The 14,401-nt window shown below is 61.4% G+C and carries 15 protein-coding genes; 7 read left to right on the top strand and 8 right to left on the bottom strand.

Translation table 11 applies throughout. The annotated features are described in order from the left end of the window. A partial coding sequence (gene gpmI, locus Q8Q83_RS05830; RefSeq protein ID WP_305621958.1) for a 2,3-bisphosphoglycerate-independent phosphoglycerate mutase occupies positions 1 to 998 on the bottom strand: 998 nt, incomplete at its 3' end. A gap of 143 nt (positions 999 to 1,141) precedes the next feature. Between gpmI and Q8Q83_RS05825 the strand changes: the two genes are divergently transcribed. The 3 genes from Q8Q83_RS05825 to secB are packed head-to-tail and all read left to right on the top strand — an operon-like array spanning position 1,142 to position 2,337. Beyond that, entirely contained in the window at positions 1,142 to 1,555 is a 414-nt protein-coding gene (locus tag Q8Q83_RS05825; RefSeq protein ID WP_305621957.1) for a rhodanese-like domain-containing protein, read from the top strand. A gap of 1 nt (position 1,556) precedes the next feature. Beyond that, positions 1,557 to 1,811, top strand: coding sequence for a glutaredoxin 3 (grxC, locus tag Q8Q83_RS05820; RefSeq protein WP_305621956.1), 255 nt, complete (start codon positions 1,557 to 1,559; stop codon positions 1,809 to 1,811). 37 nt (positions 1,812 to 1,848) lie between these two features. Beyond that, positions 1,849 to 2,337, top strand: a complete 489-nt coding sequence (secB, locus tag Q8Q83_RS05815; RefSeq protein ID WP_305621955.1) for a protein-export chaperone SecB — start codon at positions 1,849 to 1,851, stop codon at positions 2,335 to 2,337. Between the two features lie 307 nt (positions 2,338 to 2,644). Here the strand turns inward: secB and trmL are convergent, their stop codons facing one another. After that, on the bottom strand, positions 2,645 to 3,106 hold the full coding sequence (trmL, locus tag Q8Q83_RS05810; RefSeq protein ID WP_305621953.1) for a tRNA (uridine(34)/cytosine(34)/5-carboxymethylaminomethyluridine(34)-2'-O)-methyltransferase TrmL: 462 nt from the start codon (positions 3,104 to 3,106) through the stop codon (positions 2,645 to 2,647). Here trmL and Q8Q83_RS05805 point away from each other — a divergent pair. Then, positions 3,105 to 3,536 carry a hypothetical protein gene (locus tag Q8Q83_RS05805; RefSeq protein ID WP_305621951.1) on the top strand — a complete coding sequence of 144 codons (432 nt, stop codon included), beginning with the start codon at positions 3,105 to 3,107 and terminating at the stop codon, positions 3,534 to 3,536. The two genes, trmL and Q8Q83_RS05805, sit on opposite strands and share 2 nt — an antisense overlap. 341 nt (positions 3,537 to 3,877) lie before the next feature. Here Q8Q83_RS05805 and ntrC read toward each other — a convergent pair whose 3' ends face one another. The 5 genes from ntrC to glnA all read right to left on the bottom strand — a co-directional run bounded on the left by ntrC (position 3,878) and on the right by glnA (position 9,393). Next, on the bottom strand, positions 3,878 to 5,314 hold the full coding sequence (gene ntrC / locus Q8Q83_RS05800) for a nitrogen regulation protein NR(I) (protein WP_305621950.1): 1,437 nt from the start codon (positions 5,312 to 5,314) through the stop codon (positions 3,878 to 3,880). Next, positions 5,311 to 6,396 carry a nitrogen regulation protein NR(II) gene (gene glnL, locus Q8Q83_RS05795; protein WP_305621948.1) on the bottom strand — a complete coding sequence of 362 codons (1,086 nt, stop codon included), beginning with the start codon at positions 6,394 to 6,396 and terminating at the stop codon, positions 5,311 to 5,313. The genes ntrC and glnL overlap by 4 nt, the downstream gene beginning before the upstream one ends. Positions 6,397 to 6,589: 193 nt before the next feature. Beyond that, positions 6,590 to 7,216 carry a DUF4124 domain-containing protein gene (locus Q8Q83_RS05790; RefSeq protein ID WP_305621946.1) on the bottom strand — a complete coding sequence of 209 codons (627 nt, stop codon included), beginning with the start codon at positions 7,214 to 7,216 and terminating at the stop codon, positions 6,590 to 6,592. Positions 7,217 to 7,219: 3 nt separating this feature from the next. Beyond that, positions 7,220 to 7,777: a DUF4124 domain-containing protein gene (locus Q8Q83_RS05785; protein WP_305621944.1), complete on the bottom strand. Its 558-nt coding sequence runs from the start codon at positions 7,775 to 7,777 to the stop codon at positions 7,220 to 7,222. 209 nt (positions 7,778 to 7,986) lie between these two features. Beyond that, positions 7,987 to 9,393 carry a glutamate--ammonia ligase gene (gene glnA, locus Q8Q83_RS05780; RefSeq protein ID WP_305621942.1) on the bottom strand — a complete coding sequence of 469 codons (1,407 nt, stop codon included), beginning with the start codon at positions 9,391 to 9,393 and terminating at the stop codon, positions 7,987 to 7,989. Between the two features lie 329 nt (positions 9,394 to 9,722). Here glnA and thiI point away from each other — a divergent pair, with 329 nt between their 5' ends. From thiI to Q8Q83_RS05765, 3 genes are all read left to right on the top strand, one after another. Beyond that, a complete protein-coding gene (gene thiI, locus Q8Q83_RS05775) occupies positions 9,723 to 11,177 on the top strand; it encodes a tRNA uracil 4-sulfurtransferase ThiI (RefSeq protein WP_305621940.1) in 1,455 nt (484 codons plus the stop codon). A 129-nt stretch (positions 11,178 to 11,306) separates the two neighbouring features. Continuing rightward, positions 11,307 to 13,127, top strand: a complete 1,821-nt coding sequence (typA, locus tag Q8Q83_RS05770) for a translational GTPase TypA (RefSeq protein ID WP_305621939.1) — start codon at positions 11,307 to 11,309, stop codon at positions 13,125 to 13,127. Between the two features lie 319 nt (positions 13,128 to 13,446). Next, complete coding sequence (locus Q8Q83_RS05765) at positions 13,447 to 13,773, top strand: hypothetical protein (protein ID WP_305621937.1); 327 nt, start codon at positions 13,447 to 13,449, stop codon at positions 13,771 to 13,773. Between the two features lie 100 nt (positions 13,774 to 13,873). On the opposite strand, the gene Q8Q83_RS05760 is transcribed toward Q8Q83_RS05765, so the two are convergent. Beyond that, a partial coding sequence (locus tag Q8Q83_RS05760; RefSeq protein ID WP_371132365.1) for an FAD-dependent oxidoreductase occupies positions 13,874 to 14,401 on the bottom strand: 528 nt, incomplete at its 5' end.

Here is a 14,401-nt window from a genome sequence, read left to right as displayed (position 1 = left end):
TTCTCGGTTTCGGCGATGCGCAGCTGGGTCTTGCCGTTGTTCGCCAGGTACTCGCCCAGCACATTGCTCAGCGCCTCCGGCTTGAAGGCGCTGGGGGCTTTGATGCTGGCGGCGTACTGGGTCAGCATCACGAAGTCGGCCAGTTGCGGCACGCGCGTACGCTCGAATTCCTTGAATGCGGGTTCGACGAAGGCGCGGGTCAGCTCGCGGGCGCGGTCGGCGCGGAAGTTCATAAACACCACGGCGTCGCCGTCTTCTGCGCGCACCGGCGCCCCTATGCCGGTGGTCTTGACGAATTCATCGCTTTCGCCGCGGGCGTAGGCGGCCTCCAGGCCGGCCATGGCGCTGGCGGCCTGGAACTGGCTGTGGCCGTCGACTATCAGCTGGTAGGCCTGTTCGACGCGGTCCCAGCGGTTGTCACGATCCATGGCGAAGTAGCGCCCGCAGATACTGGCGATGCGGCCCTTGCCGAGCTTGGCAAAAGCGCCGTCGAGCAGCTCGATGGCGCCTTGCGCGCTTCTCGGCGGCGTATCGCGACCGTCGAGAAAGGCGTGCAGGTAGATTTTTTCCGCGCCGCGCTGGGCGGCCAGTTCGGCCATGGCCACCAGATGGTCCTGGTGGCTGTGCACGCCGCCATCGGAGAGCAGGCCGAGGATATGCACGGCCTTGCCGGCGCCGACGGCTTTATCCACCGCGGCGGTGATCACCGCATTGTCGAAGAACTCGCCATCGCGGATCGCCTTGGTCACGCGGGTGAAGTCCTGGTAGACCACGCGGCCGGCGCCCAGATTCATATGGCCGACCTCGGAATTGCCCATCTGCCCGTCCGGCAGGCCGACATCCATGCCCGAGCCTGAGATCAGGCCATGCGGCCGGGTGGCGCGCAACTGGTCGTAGACCGGGGTGTGAGCCGCCATGATGGCGTTGGATTCGGGGCTGTCGCTGTGGCCGAAGCCATCGAGGATGATCAGTACCAGGGGTTTGGGCGTGGCGCTCATAAAGCTGGCTCGCTCTGCATGAGGGGCAAAAAAGGCTCGGCATTTTACGACCAAGTGCTGCGCGCGTCACCGCCAGGCAGGGGTTTGGCCGACCTGTGGGGCTGTGTATACTGGCCCACATTTTACCGTCCCGGAACCGCGCAATGCTTGCCAACCTGATTGAATTTGTCACGAACCACTATGTATTGAGTGGGGTGTTCGTCGCCCTTCTGGCGCTGCTGGCCTTCACCGAGGCGCGTAAAGGCGGGCAAAGCCTGAGCAGCCGCGAGCTGACCGCGCTGCTCAATAGCGATCAGGGCCTGGTGCTGGATATCCGTGGACAGAAGGATTTCTCCGCCGGGCATATAGTCGGCGCCCTGCATATTCCCTTCGAAAAGCTCACCGCGCGGATGGCCGAGCTGGACAAGCACAAGGCCAAGACCCTGATAGTGGTCGACGCCATGGGCCAGCAGGCCGGCGCCGTTTGCCGTGACCTGAAGAAGGCCGGTTTTACCGCCGCCAAGCTGTCTGGCGGGGTGGCCAGCTGGCGCGGTGACAACCTGCCACTGGTGAAGTGAGATGCCGGCAGTCGTCATCTATTCCAGCGACTGGTGTCCCTACTGCGTTCGCGCCAAGCAATTGCTGGCCAACAAGGGCGTGGCCTTCGAAGAAATCAAGGTCGACGGCCAGCCGGAAGTGCGCGCCGAGATGACCCGCAAGGCGCGGCAAACCTCGGTACCGCAGATCTGGATCGGCACCACCCATGTGGGTGGTTGCGATGATCTCTACGCCCTGGAGCGCGCCGGCAAGCTCGACGCGCTGCTCAAGGCATAACCAAAACGTTAAGAAACCACGATAAGAAGGCTTTGCCATGACTGAACAAGCTAGCAACGGCGCCGCTCAGGGCGAACACTCCCCACAGTTCTCCCTGCAGCGTATCTATGTGCGTGACCTGTCCTTCGAAGCGCCGAAGAGCCCGGAAATCTTCCGTCAGGAGTGGACGCCGAGCGTGGCCATGGACCTCAACACCCGCCAGAAGAGCCTCGATGGCGACTTCCACGAAGTGGTGCTGACCCTCTCGGTGACCGTGAAGAACGGCGAAGAAACCGCCTTTATTGCCGAAGTGCAGCAGGCCGGTATCTTCCTGATCAAGGGCCTGGACGCGGCGTCCATGAGCCACACCCTGGGTGCCTTCTGCCCGAACATCCTCTTCCCTTATGCCCGCGAAACCCTGGATAGCCTGGTGGTGCGCGGCTCCTTCCCGGCGCTGATGCTGGCCCCGGTGAACTTCGATGCGCTGTACGCGCAAGAGCTGCAGCGTATTCAGCAGCAGGCTGCCGAGGTTGCTACGGCCCACTAAGAGCCTGTTTAGGATCTGCTGCGCGTCGGCCATCCGGCGTTAAAAACAGCCTCGGAATGCTCATTTACAGCGCGTAAACTGCGCTTCCTCGGCTGTTTTGACCAGCCGGAGGCTGTTACTAACGTAGCGCCTTGACTGGCTCTAGCTCGCGAGATCGTAAACAGGCTCTAGGCCTTATGCAGCTGCTGAAAAAGCGCCTTTCGGGGCGCTTTTTTATGGCCTGCCATCCCTGGCGGCCACCCTTCGGGCCGTCGCTGCGCGACGTTAAAAATTGCTCCAGGCAATTTTTTGTGCGCGTCTGCTGGTGTTACGGGGTGGCGAAGTCTTGCTGGCGCCAGGCCTCGTAGACCGCCACCGCCACCGTGTTGGACAGGTTGAGGCTGCGGCAGCCCTCGCGCATCGGTAGGCGCAGACACTGCTCGACGGGCAGGCTGTCGCGGATCTCCTGGGGTAGGCCGCGGCTTTCCGGGCCGAACAGCAAGGCGTCGCCGGGCCGGTAACTGACCTGATGGAACAGCTGTGAGCCCTTGGTGGTGAAGGCGAAGACGCGGGGCTGGCCGAGGCTCGCCAGGCAGCTGGGCAGGTCCGCGTGGCGTTGCAGGCTGGCGTATTCGTGGTAATCCAGGCCGGCGCGGCGCAGGCGTTTGTCGTCCAGTTCGAAACCCAGGGGTTCGATCAAGTGCAGGTGGCAGCCGCTGTTGGCGCAGAGCCTGATAATGTTGCCGGTATTCGGTGGAATTTCCGGTTGAAAAAGGATCACGTGAAACATGCGCGGCTCCGAGCTTGAAGACCAGCAGCATTCTACAGACCCGCGGCCACGTCCGTGGGTGCGCGTGATCGGCTCGCTGGCGCTGTTCGGCTTTCTGATCGGTATGATGATCGGTCGGCTATTGCAGCCCGAGCCGTTGTGGCTGAAGCAGGTGGAGGAGCGCGACGGGGAGCTGGCGTTGTGGTTTAACGTCGAGCCGAAGCCGCGTGCAGAGCAGGCCGCCGGGGTGTTTGTCTTACGTTTTGAAAGTTTCGGTCGCGAGCAGCAAGGCCAGCTGAGCGTGCAAGGCAAGACGGCCAATTGGCGGCTGCAGCGGGAGAGGAGGGATCTGCTGCTGCGGGTGGTGGCGGCCCGTCCGCTGCGCGGCGAGTGGCGTGCCGAGGAGCTGGACGGGCGTTGGCGGCTGCTGGTCAGCCTGGAGCACGAATAAAAGAGGGGAATCCCCGGCCTGCCTGTACCAAGGTCCCCAAAACTGGGATTGCTTGAGTCTATGCAGAGCTTGTGCCAGTTTTATTACGACGACGCTGATTCGCGTTATTTAAGGCTTGCGCCTGGTTTTGCCCGCCGCCCTGGGCTGGTGGAGGGGTAAAAATGGCTTACGCCAGTGCACTGCGGTGCAATTGGGCGCCGATTCGGGGCGTTCAGTGGGCAATAAAAAAATAGTCGGGAGCCATTTTTAACGTCGCGTAGCGACGGCCCAAAGGGTGGCTGCCATGGATGGCAGGCATAAAAAAACGGGCCCTAGGCCCGTTTGGTGTTTCTAGCAGTGGCTTAGGCGTCGTCGCCGTCCTCGTCATCGGCGCTGTCGATATTCATGCCCAGCTCCTTGATCTTGCGCGTCAGGGTATTGCGCCCCCAGCCGAGCAATAGCGCGGCATCGCGGCGGCGGCCGGCGGTGTGTTTCAACGCGGTCTCGATCATGATGCGCTCGAAGGCCGGCACGGCGCTGTCGAGCAGGTTCGACTGGCCGCGGCCCAGGGCCTGGTCGGCCCACTGGCGCAGGGCCTGTTCCCAGTTGCTGACCGGCGCGCTGTCCTGGGGCTGGCTGAGCAGCTCGGGCGGCAGGTCGTCGACATGCACTTCACGGCCGGAGGCCATGACGGTGATCCAGCGGCAGGTGTTTTCCAGCTGACGCACGTTGCCCGGCCAGGGCAATTGCTGCAGGTAATCCTCGGTCTCGTTCTTCAGCAGCTTGGGCTCGACGGCCAGTTCCAGTGCGGCGCGGCTGAGGAAGTGGCGGGCCAGGGTGGGGATATCTTCACGGCGATCCGACAGGCGCGGGATATGGATGCGGATCACGTTGAGGCGGTGGAACAGGTCTTCGCGGAACTTGCCGCCCTGCACCAGGGTTTCCAGGTTCTGGTGGGTGGCGGCGATGATGCGTACGTCGACCTTGACCGGGGTATGCCCGCCGACCCGGTAGAACTCGCCGTCGGCCAGCACCCGCAGCAGGCGGGTCTGCGTATCCGCCGGCATATCGCCGATTTCGTCGAGGAACAGGGTGCCGCCGTCGGCCTGCTCGAAGCGCCCGCGGCGCAGGTTGGCCGCGCCGGTAAAGGCGCCTTTCTCGTGGCCGAACAGCTCGGACTCCATCAGGTCTTTCGGAATCGCCGCCATATTCAGCGCGATAAAGGGTTCAGCGGCGCGCGGGCTGTGGCGGTGCAGGGCGTGGGCGACCAGCTCCTTGCCGGTGCCGGACTCGCCATTGATCAGTACGGTGATATTGGAATGGCTGAGGCGGCCGATAGCGCGGAACACCTCCTGCATGGCCGGCGCTTCGCCGATGATTTCCGGGGTGCGCGCCAGCTCGACCGGCACGCTCAGGCTTTGTTGTTCCTGGGCGTGCTGGTTGGCGCGCTTGACCAGGGAGACCGCTTCGTCGACATCGAAGGGCTTGGGCAGGTACTCGAAGGCGCCGCCCTGATAGGAGGCCACCGCGCTGTCCAGGTCGGAGTGCGCGGTCATGATGATCACTGGCAGGCGCGGGTGCAGTTCGCGAATTCGTGCCAGCAGCTCCAGGCCGCTGGAGCCGGGCATGCGGATATCCGAGATAATCACATCCGGCTGCTGGCGCACCAGTCGGCTGAGCACGCCGTCGGCGCTGTCGAAGCTCTGGGTGGTCATGCCTTCTTGTTGCAGGGCTTTTTCCAGGACCCAGCGGATGGAGCGGTCGTCATCGACTATCCAGACGGTTTCACTGCGACTCATGACGGAGTTACTCCTTGTTCCAACGGCAGGAAGATCGAGAACACGGTGTGGCCAGGATGGCTCTCGCACTCGATCAGGCCTTGATGCTGACTAATGATGTTCTGGGTAATCGCCAGGCCCAGGCCGGTGCCGTCGGCACGCCCGCTGACCATGGGATAGAAGATGGTGTCCTGCAGCTCGCTGGGAATGCCCGGGCCGTTGTCGATGATTTCGACCTTGGTCACCAGGCGATGGCGGATATGGCCGATGGTGAACTGGCGCAGGGTGCGGGTGCGCAATGTGATGCGGCCCAGGCGCAGCTCGTTCTGCTGGCCTATGGCCTGCATGGCGTTGCGCACTATATTGAGCACGGCCTGGATCATCTGCTCGCGGTCGATCAGCACATCGGGAATGCTCGGGTCGTAGTCGCGCACCAGGGTGATGCTGCCCTGGCTCTCCGCTTCGACCAAACTGCCGACGCGCTCCAGCACCTCGTGCACGTTGGTCAGCGCCAGGGACGGCAGCTTGTTCGAACCGAGCATACGGTCGACCAAATTACGCAGGCGGTCGGCCTCCTCGATGATCACATTGGTGTAGTCCTTAAGGCTTTCTTCCGGCAGTTCGCGGGCCAGCAGCTGCGCCGCGCCGCGGATGCCGCCCAGGGGGTTCTTGATCTCATGGGCCAGGCCGCGCACCAGCATCTTGGTGGTTTCCTGCTTGGACAGCTGCGCCTCTTCCTTGGTGATGCGCAGCAGGCGGTCGCGCGGGTGCACTTCCAGCAGCAGCAGGGTGGCGCCGCGGTTGAGGATGGGTGTCACCGCATAGTCGACGGTCAGGGTCTGGCCGCTCAGCGAGGTCAGTATGGCTTCGCGCTTGTTGAACGGGTGGGCCTGCTCGACGGCTTGGCGCAGGGCGTTCAAGGCTTCCGTCGATTCGGTAAAGAGTTCGCTGATAAATTGCCCATGGCTGCGCTGGCCGCTGACGGCCAGGAGCATTTCCGCCGCCGGGTTCATGTACTCAAGGCGCAGGTCGGCATTGAGCAACAGGGTCGCGGTGGTCAGGTTATCCAGCAGCAGGCGGTGCAGTGCGTCGTTTATGGTCATCATTGGCGATCCCGAGAATGCATCGGAAAATGCAAGAAGCAAACCAAGGCCCCGAAAAGAAGCGTGTTTATGCGCAAGGTCGCGGGTTATGGCTGCTTTTCGGCGCAGCCGGGTCGGCTTGCGTGACCCAAAACAGGGACAGTATAGAAATAGCCTAGACAAGACGCACCACGTTGGTGCGCAGCTGTCTGGCTTATAGGAAGGGGATCAGGGGAATGTCTTTCTTTTTCGGCGGCTTGTCTTTGATCGGGCATTCCGGGCGTACGCCGTAGTCGGCCTTTTTGCACGGGTGGATCTTGCGTTTCAGTGCCAGGGAGGTGCGCTGCAGATGGAAGGGCTGGCTGGGCGTGCGTTCGATGATGCGGCCTTGGCTGTCGATGATTTCCACTGTCAGCTGATGGCTGCCACGGTCGATGTTTTCCAGCGGGAATACCGGGCTGCGGCCGGTTTGTCCCGCCTGCGCACCATCCAGCAGCAGGCGGTAGCTGTGCTCGGGAAACAGCCCGGGCTCGCTGCTGACGCTGACTATCAGGCTGCCGGCGTTGTCACGCACGGTCGCGTCGGGTTGCGGTACCAGAATGCGTAGCACCTGATAGCGCAGGGCCGGTGCCACCGCCGCTGCCGCTGCCGCTGCCGGCGGCGCCGCTGGCGGGTAGGTTGCCGACATGGAGTTGCCCGGCGCCAGCTCGATGCGCTCGGCATTGCCGGATTTGGGTTTGTCGGTAAACACCCGATTGCCTTCGGCATCTATATAGGTATAGACCTGGGCCATGGCGGGTAGGCCGAGCAGCATCAAGCCGCAGAACAACAGGTTGCGCATGGGTTAGGGGGCCGGTTTGGGTGGAGGGGGTGGTGGTGGACGCAGGGCGGGGCTCTTGGTGTTGACCCGCTGGATGCTGAAGGTGAGGGTCGCACTCTGTTGGATCGACTTGTCGCCGCTGAGCACCTCCACCGCCAAGCTGTGCTCACCGCGCTCGACATTGCTCAGCTGCAGGCGCGGCACATTGCTCGCTTGGCCGTAGGGCTGGCCATCCAGCAGCAGGCGCAAACGGTGCGCGCCGCCCAGGCGCGGCTCTATCTGTACGCCGACGCTGAAGGTGCCGTTGTTGGCGCGCATGGCTTCATCACTGGGCACATCCGTCAGCTGCAGGGTGGTATAGGGGGCTGCAGTGGCCGCGGCGGGCGGGCTGCTCTCGGGAGCTGGGCTGGGTACCTGCATCTCCACGCTATTGGTCTGCTGCAACTCGACGCTTTCGGCCGCCTGCCCTTTTGGGGGTTGATCGGTGAAGACGGTATTGCCCTGGGCGTCGGTGTACTTGTAGATCTGCGCGCTGGCCGGCATGGCCAGGCCCAGTAGCAGGCAGATGAGTAGAGGGCGCATGGCCTGACTCTCCTGATGGATGTGCCGCTAAGACTTGCACTGGTGGCGCCCTCTGGCAAGGGCGCTGATACGCGGGCGTGTACCAGTGCAGCAAACAGTGGGGTAAAAGGTCGGGCAGGGATTTTGAGTCTGCCGAGTTCGGCGACGTGACGGGCGGCTGCAGAATGCAAGAGGCCACCCGAAGGTGGCCTCTTGTAGTGCGTGCGGGCTTAGACGCTGTAGTACAGGTCGTATTCCAGCGGGTGTACGAAGGTGCGGACTTTGATTTCTTCTTCGCTCTTCAGCTCGAGGTAAGCGTCGATGAAGTCGTCGGAGAATACGCCGCCCTTGGTCAGGAACGCACGGCCCTTGTCCAGCTCTTCCAGGGCTTCTTTCAGGCTGCCGCAGACTTGCGGGATCAGCTTGCCTTCTTCTGGCGGCAGGTCGTACAGGTTCTTGTCGGCTGCATCGCCAGGGTGGATCTTGTTCTGGATACCGTCGATACCGGCCATCAGCAGAGCGGCGAAGGCCAGGTAGGGGTTGGCAGCCGGATCCGGGAAGCGTGCTTCGATGCGGCGGGCTTTCGGGCTGGACACGTACGGGATACGGATCGAAGCCGAACGGTTACGGGCCGAGTAAGCCAGCATCACCGGAGCTTCGAAACCTGGGACCAGACGCTTGTAGGAGTTGGTCGACGGGTTGGTGAAGCCGTTCAGGGCCTTACCGTGCTTGATGATGCCGCCGATAAAGTACAGGGCGGTATCGGACAGGCCAGCATAGCCTTCGCCGGCGAAGGTGTTCTTGCCATCTTTGGCGATGGACATGTGTACGTGCATACCCGAACCGTTGTCGCCGTACAGCGGCTTCGGCATAAAGGTCGCGGTCTTGCCGTAGGCATCGGCCACGTTGTGTACGCAGTACTTCAGGGTCTGAACTTCGTCAGCCTTGGCCACCAGGGTGTTGAACTTCACGCCGATTTCGTTCTGACCGGCAGTCGCCACTTCGTGGTGGTGAACTTCGATGACCAGGCCCATTTCTTCCATGGCATTACACATGGCAGTACGGATTTCGTGGTCGTGGTCGCACGGTGGAACTGGGAAGTAACCACCTTTAACGGCTGGACGGTGGCCCTTGTTGCCGCCTTCGATGTCGGCGTCGGTGTTCCAGGAAGCCTGCTCGGAGAAGATCTTGAACATGGAGCCGGAAATGTCGGACTTGAACTTCACTTCGTCGAAGATGAAGAACTCAGGCTCTGGGCCGACGAATACGGTGTCACCGATACCGGTGGTTTTCAGGAATTCTTCGGCGCGCTTGGCGATCGAACGCGGGTCGCGATCGTAGCCCTGCATGGTGCTTGGCTCGATGATGTCGCAGACCAGGATCAGGGTCGGCTCTTCGGTGAAGGGGTCCAGCACGGCGGTGTCATCAACCGGCAGCAGGATCATGTCGGAGGCTTCGATGCCTTTCCAGCCATGGATGGAGGAGCCGTCGAACATCTTGCCGACTTCGAAGAATTCGTCGTCCAGCGCATCGCGTGCCGGCATGGTCACGTGGTGCTGTTTGCCCTTGGTGTCGGTGAAGCGCAGGTCAACCCACTTCACGTCGTGTTCTTTAATCAGTTGAATCGACTTCGACATGCTGTCCTCCAGATGGTCAAGGCTCGGAATGATGAGCCCTCAATAGTACGGTGCGGCCCGGCGGCATAGTCCGCCAGGGCAACCTGCCTCACAAGGGAGCAAATTGCATGCCAGTGCACAGGAATGGGTGTATGCCCTGAAACTCAGGGCTGGCGGGGCCTGCGGCCGTGCGCAGCATAAATATTTGCACCATTATGGTTCGTCATATTTCTAGTGCGCACTTAAATGGTGCGCAAATGTAAAGCTTGCAGGTTTTTGATCAAAGCTTGAGCAATTTCCGCTATAATCCGCGCCCCTGTTTTTTGGCCGTCGCGGCGTGCGTTGTTTTCATGAAACTGATAGTTAAAGTCTTCCCGGAAATCACCATCAAGAGCCGGCCGGTGCGTAAGCACTTTATCCGGCAGCTGGCGAAGAATATTCGTTCGGTTTTGCGTGAGTTCGATCCGCAGCTGCAGGTCAGCGGCGTCTGGGACAATCTGGAAGTGGAAACCCAGATCAGCGAAGCGAAAACCCTGCAGGCGATGATCGAGCGCCTCCGCTGTACGCCAGGCATCACCCATTTCCTCCAAGTCGATGAATACCCCCTGGGGGATTTCGCTGACGTGCTGGAGAAGTGCAAGCTGCACTTCGCCGCACAGTTGCCGGGCAAGGTCTTCGCCGTGCGCTGCAAGCGCGCCGGCAAACACAGCTTCAGTTCCATGGATATCGAGCGCCATGTCGGCAGCCAGTTGCGCCAACAGTGCGGCGCCGCCGGTATCGACCTGAAGAATCCGCAGGTCGAAGTGCGCATGGAGATCCGCGACCAGCGCCTGTTCATCATTCACAACCAGCATCAAGGCCTGGGCGGTTATCCCCTGGGTTCGCTGGAGCAGACCCTGGTGCTGATGTCCGGCGGCTTCGACTCCACGGTCGCCGCCTATCAGATGATGCGCCGCGGCCTGATCACCCATTACTGCTTCTTCAACCTGGGCGGCCGTGCCCACGAGTTGGGTGTAATGGAAGTGGCGCATTACCTCTGGCAGAAATTCGGCAGCTCGCAGCGTGTGCTGTTTATCAGCGTGCCGTTCGAGGAAGTGCTGGGCGAGATCCTCGGCAAGGTCGACAACAGCCAGATGGGCGTAATCTTGAAGCGCATGATGCTGCGTGCCGCCACCCATATGGCGGAGAAACTGCAGATCAACGCCCTGGTCACCGGTGAGGCGATTTCCCAGGTGTCCAGCCAGACCCTGCCGAACCTCTCGGTGATCGACTCGGCCACCGACATGCTGGTGCTGCGCCCGCTGATCGCCAGCCACAAACAAGACATCATCGACTGCGCCACGGCCATCGGCACAGCCGAGTTCGCCAAGCATATGCCGGAATATTGCGGGGTGATTTCGGTCAACCCGACCACCAAGGCCAAGCCGGAGCGCATCGCCTACGAAGAAGCGCAGTTCGATATGGCGATTCTCGAACGCGCCCTGCAACGCGCGACTTTGCTGCCGATCGACAAGGTGATCGACGAGCTGGGCAAGGACATCAAGGTCGAGGAAGTCAGCGAAGCCCTGGCCAGTCATGTCATCATCGACATCCGTCACCCGGATAGCGCCGAAGAGCAGCCCCTCGAGCTGCCCGGCATCGAAGTGCAAACGCTGCCGTTCTATGCCCTGAACAGCCGCTTTAAAGAGCTGGATGCCACGCGCCAATACCTGCTGTATTGCGACAAAGGCGTCATGAGCCGTTTGCATGCCCACCACCTGCTCAGCGAGGGACATGCCAATGTGCGCGTTTATCGTCCGACATAAGACGCCCGGGTTGAATGGCGGCAGTATTCGCCATCGCCCTCCCGACCGACGGGCCCGCTGAAGCACTGTTTCTTAACACTCGCCGCCTAGACTAAGTGGCACACCGAATCCTCTGATCGAGATACACAAGTGATCGAAAATCTACGCAATATCGCCATCATCGCCCACGTTGACCATGGTAAGACCACCCTGGTAGACAAACTCCTGCGTCAGTCCGGCACCCTCGAGCGCGGCGAGCTCAACGACGAGCGCGTGATGGACAGCAACGACCAGGAAAAAGAGCGTGGCATCACCATTCTGGCGAAGAACACCGCCATCAACTGGAACGGCTACCACATCAACATCGTCGACACCCCCGGCCACGCCGACTTCGGCGGTGAAGTTGAGCGCGTGATGTCGATGGTTGACTCCGTGCTGCTGCTGGTCGACGCCCAAGACGGCCCGATGCCGCAGACCCGTTTCGTGACCAAGAAGGCTTTCGAAGCCGGCCTGCGTCCAATCGTGGTGATCAACAAGGTTGACCGTCCGGGCGCGCGTCCGGACTGGGTTCTGGACCAGATCTTCGACCTGTTCGACAACCTGGGCGCCACCGAAGAGCAGCTGGACTTCAAAGTCGTTTACGCCTCCGCGCTGAACGGCATTGCCGGTCTGGAACACACCGCCATGGCGGAAGACATGACGCCGCTGTACCAGTCGATCGTCGACAACGTTCCGGCTCCAAAAGTCGACCGTGACGGTCCGTTCCAGATGCAAATCTCCGCTCTGGACTACAACAGCTTCCTCGGCGTCATCGGCGTTGGCCGTATCGCTCGTGGTCGCGTCAAGCCGAACACTCAAGTTGTGGCCATCGACGTCGACGGCAAGCGCCGCAACGGTCGTATCCTCAAGCTGATGGGTCACCACGGTCTGCACCGTATCGACGTTGAAGAAGCAGCTGCCGGCGACATCGTCTGCATCAGCGGCTTCGACCAGCTGTTCATCTCCGACACTCTGTGCGACCCACTGAATGTCGAAGCAATGAAGCCGCTGACCGTTGACGAACCCACCGTTTCCATGACCTTCCAGGTTAACGACTCGCCGTTCTGCGGTAAGGAAGGCAAGTTCGTCACCAGCCGTAACATCAAGGAACGTCTGGACAAGGAGCTGCTGTTCAACGTTGCTCTGCGCGTCGAAGAAGGCGATACCGCCGACAAGTTCAAGGTCTCCGGCCGTGGTGAGCTGCACCTCTCGGTACTGATCGAAACCATGCGTCGCGAAGGCTTCGAAATGGGTGTTGGTCGTCCAGAAGTGATCATCCGTCTGGTTGACGGCGTGAAACACGAACCCTACGAAAACGTCACCATCGACCTGCCGGAAGAATCCCAGGGCTCGATCATGGAACAGATCGGTATCCGTAAGGGCGACCTGACCAACATGGTTCCGGATGGCAAGGGCCGTGTGCGCCTCGAGTACAACATCCCGGCTCGTGGCTTGATCGGTTTCCGTAACGAGTTCCTCACCCTGACCTCCGGTGCAGGCATCCTGACCTCGATCTTCGACCGTTACGACGTGATGAAGTCCGGCGACATGTCCGGCCGTCAGAACGGCGTGCTGGTTTCGGTTGCTACCGGTAAGGCGCTGACCTACTCCCTGGAAACCCTGCAGGCGCGTGGCAAGCTGTTCCTGGGTCACGGTGAAGACGTGTACGAAGGTCAGATCGTCGGCATCAACAGCCGCGACAACGACCTGGGTGTGAACCCGACCAAAGGCAAGAAGCTCGACAACATGCGTGCTTCCGGTAAAGACGAAACTATCGCCCTGGTTCCGCCGATTCGCTTCACCCTGGAGCAAGCGCTGGAATTCGTTCAAGAAGACGAGCTGTGTGAAGTGACGCCGAAGTCGATTCGCCTGCGTAAGAAAATTCTGGGCGAAAGCGAGCGCACCCGCGCCGCCAAGAAAAGCAACGCCTAATCTAGCGCGTTGAAAAAAAGCCCCCGCCAGCCTGAGTTGGCGGGGGCTTTTTCTTGGCTATGCCCCAGCAGGTGTTACCAGCAGCTTTGTAGCTACCTTCCGCCACTCACCTAGCCATGAGCGCTTGCGAGCGTGACTAGAGCAGCAGTTGGGCCATGTGCTGGGTGAAGGCGGCCGTTGGTTGAAAAGAAATCACTACGGCCTCTCTAGCGGCTGAATTCGCCTCGAATATATAGGCCACCCACCGAACGTGAATGAACTACAACTTAGAGGGCTCTACATCGCTTCGACTTTTATTGTGTTCGGCATGGAGGTCATCATGAAAAAAGCTATTCGCGTCGCTAGCCTGCTGCTCATCACAGCCTGTGCTCTACCGGCTCAAGCAAAGTTTTGCACGCAACCCACCGCTCTCGGTGCGGGGATGACGTGGATCCAAACCGCCACGGCTCAACCGGTGTCGTTCACTTGGTATGGTGGAATTAACCGGGTGCGGCTCTATGAGAGCGGCAGTGTGGTGGTGTATGACGGCCCGCCGATCAGCTCCTGGAATTCCACGGGGATGCTGGGCTTGCAGGTAGAGGCGACCCCCAATGCGCGGGTGGACATCACCACCGACTTCGCAATGCCGCTGCCAGGATGTATGTAGAGCCCTGTAGCCGCGCCGCCAAGAAAAACAGCGGATAGGTTAAACGGCTGAAAAAAGCCCCCGCCTGGGTTAACAGGCGGGGGCTTTTTTGTGCGCGGGGTCAGCGCATAAAACCTTCCAAAAACCCGGACAGGCCGGTGGCCAGGCGGCGGCGCCAGGGCGGGCTGTGGGGGTTGGCCAGGATGCGGTCCTCAAAGGCGAAGCTGTGGATGATCGCGTTGTAGCCGAGCCAGCGCAGCGGTTCGGGCTCCCAGCGCGGCAGCCGGCGGATCGACTGGCCGTCGAGCACCCAGGGCTGGCGGGTCAGCTCACTGGACGTGCCGAGGATCAGCTCGGCCAGGGTGCGCCCGCCGAGGTTGCTGGCGCCCACGCCTTCGCCGCCGTAGCCGCCGGACAGGGCGATGCCGCTCTGCCGGTCGATCAACATATGCGGGCGGAAGCGCCGCGCCATGCCCAGGTTGCCGCCCCAGGCGTGGCTGATGCGCACGTCCTTGAGCTGGGGGAACAGCTCGCCGAACAGGTGGCGACGCAGGCCGCGTTCGGCCTCGCTCAGGTTGAAATCCGTGCGCAGTCGGCCGCCGAAGCGATAGCCACCGCGGGCGCCGAACACCAGGCGGTCGTCGGCGCT

Source organism: Pseudomonas sp. (genome assembly GCF_030696055.1).
In the GTDB taxonomy this organism is placed as follows: Bacteria; Pseudomonadota; Gammaproteobacteria; order Pseudomonadales; family Pseudomonadaceae; genus Aquipseudomonas.
The sequence above is the reverse complement of the archived record's forward strand: the minus strand, read 5'-3'. Positions and strand labels throughout refer to the sequence as shown.

What these genes read in the sequence shown, in the direction of transcription:
- Q8Q83_RS05825 (WP_305621957.1), top strand. Translation starts at nt 1,142, where the DNA reads ATGCTTGCCAACCTGATTGAATTTGTCACGAACCACTATGTATTGAGT.
- grxC (WP_305621956.1), top strand. Translation starts at nt 1,557, where the DNA reads ATGCCGGCAGTCGTCATCTATTCCAGCGACTGGTGTCCCTACTGCGTT.
- secB (WP_305621955.1), top strand. Translation starts at nt 1,849, where the DNA reads ATGACTGAACAAGCTAGCAACGGCGCCGCTCAGGGCGAACACTCCCCA.
- Q8Q83_RS05805 (WP_305621951.1), top strand. Translation starts at nt 3,105, where the DNA reads ATGCGCGGCTCCGAGCTTGAAGACCAGCAGCATTCTACAGACCCGCGG.
- trmL (WP_305621953.1), bottom strand. Translation starts at nt 3,106, where the DNA reads ATGTTTCACGTGATCCTTTTTCAACCGGAAATTCCACCGAATACCGGC.
- ntrC (WP_305621950.1), bottom strand. Translation starts at nt 5,314, where the DNA reads ATGAGTCGCAGTGAAACCGTCTGGATAGTCGATGACGACCGCTCCATC.
- glnL (WP_305621948.1), bottom strand. Translation starts at nt 6,396, where the DNA reads ATGACCATAAACGACGCACTGCACCGCCTGCTGCTGGATAACCTGACC.
- Q8Q83_RS05790 (WP_305621946.1), bottom strand. Translation starts at nt 7,216, where the DNA reads ATGCGCAACCTGTTGTTCTGCGGCTTGATGCTGCTCGGCCTACCCGCC.
- Q8Q83_RS05785 (WP_305621944.1), bottom strand. Translation starts at nt 7,777, where the DNA reads ATGCGCCCTCTACTCATCTGCCTGCTACTGGGCCTGGCCATGCCGGCC.
- glnA (WP_305621942.1), bottom strand. Translation starts at nt 9,393, where the DNA reads ATGTCGAAGTCGATTCAACTGATTAAAGAACACGACGTGAAGTGGGTT.
- thiI (WP_305621940.1), top strand. Translation starts at nt 9,723, where the DNA reads ATGAAACTGATAGTTAAAGTCTTCCCGGAAATCACCATCAAGAGCCGG.
- Q8Q83_RS05765 (WP_305621937.1), top strand. Translation starts at nt 13,447, where the DNA reads ATGAAAAAAGCTATTCGCGTCGCTAGCCTGCTGCTCATCACAGCCTGT.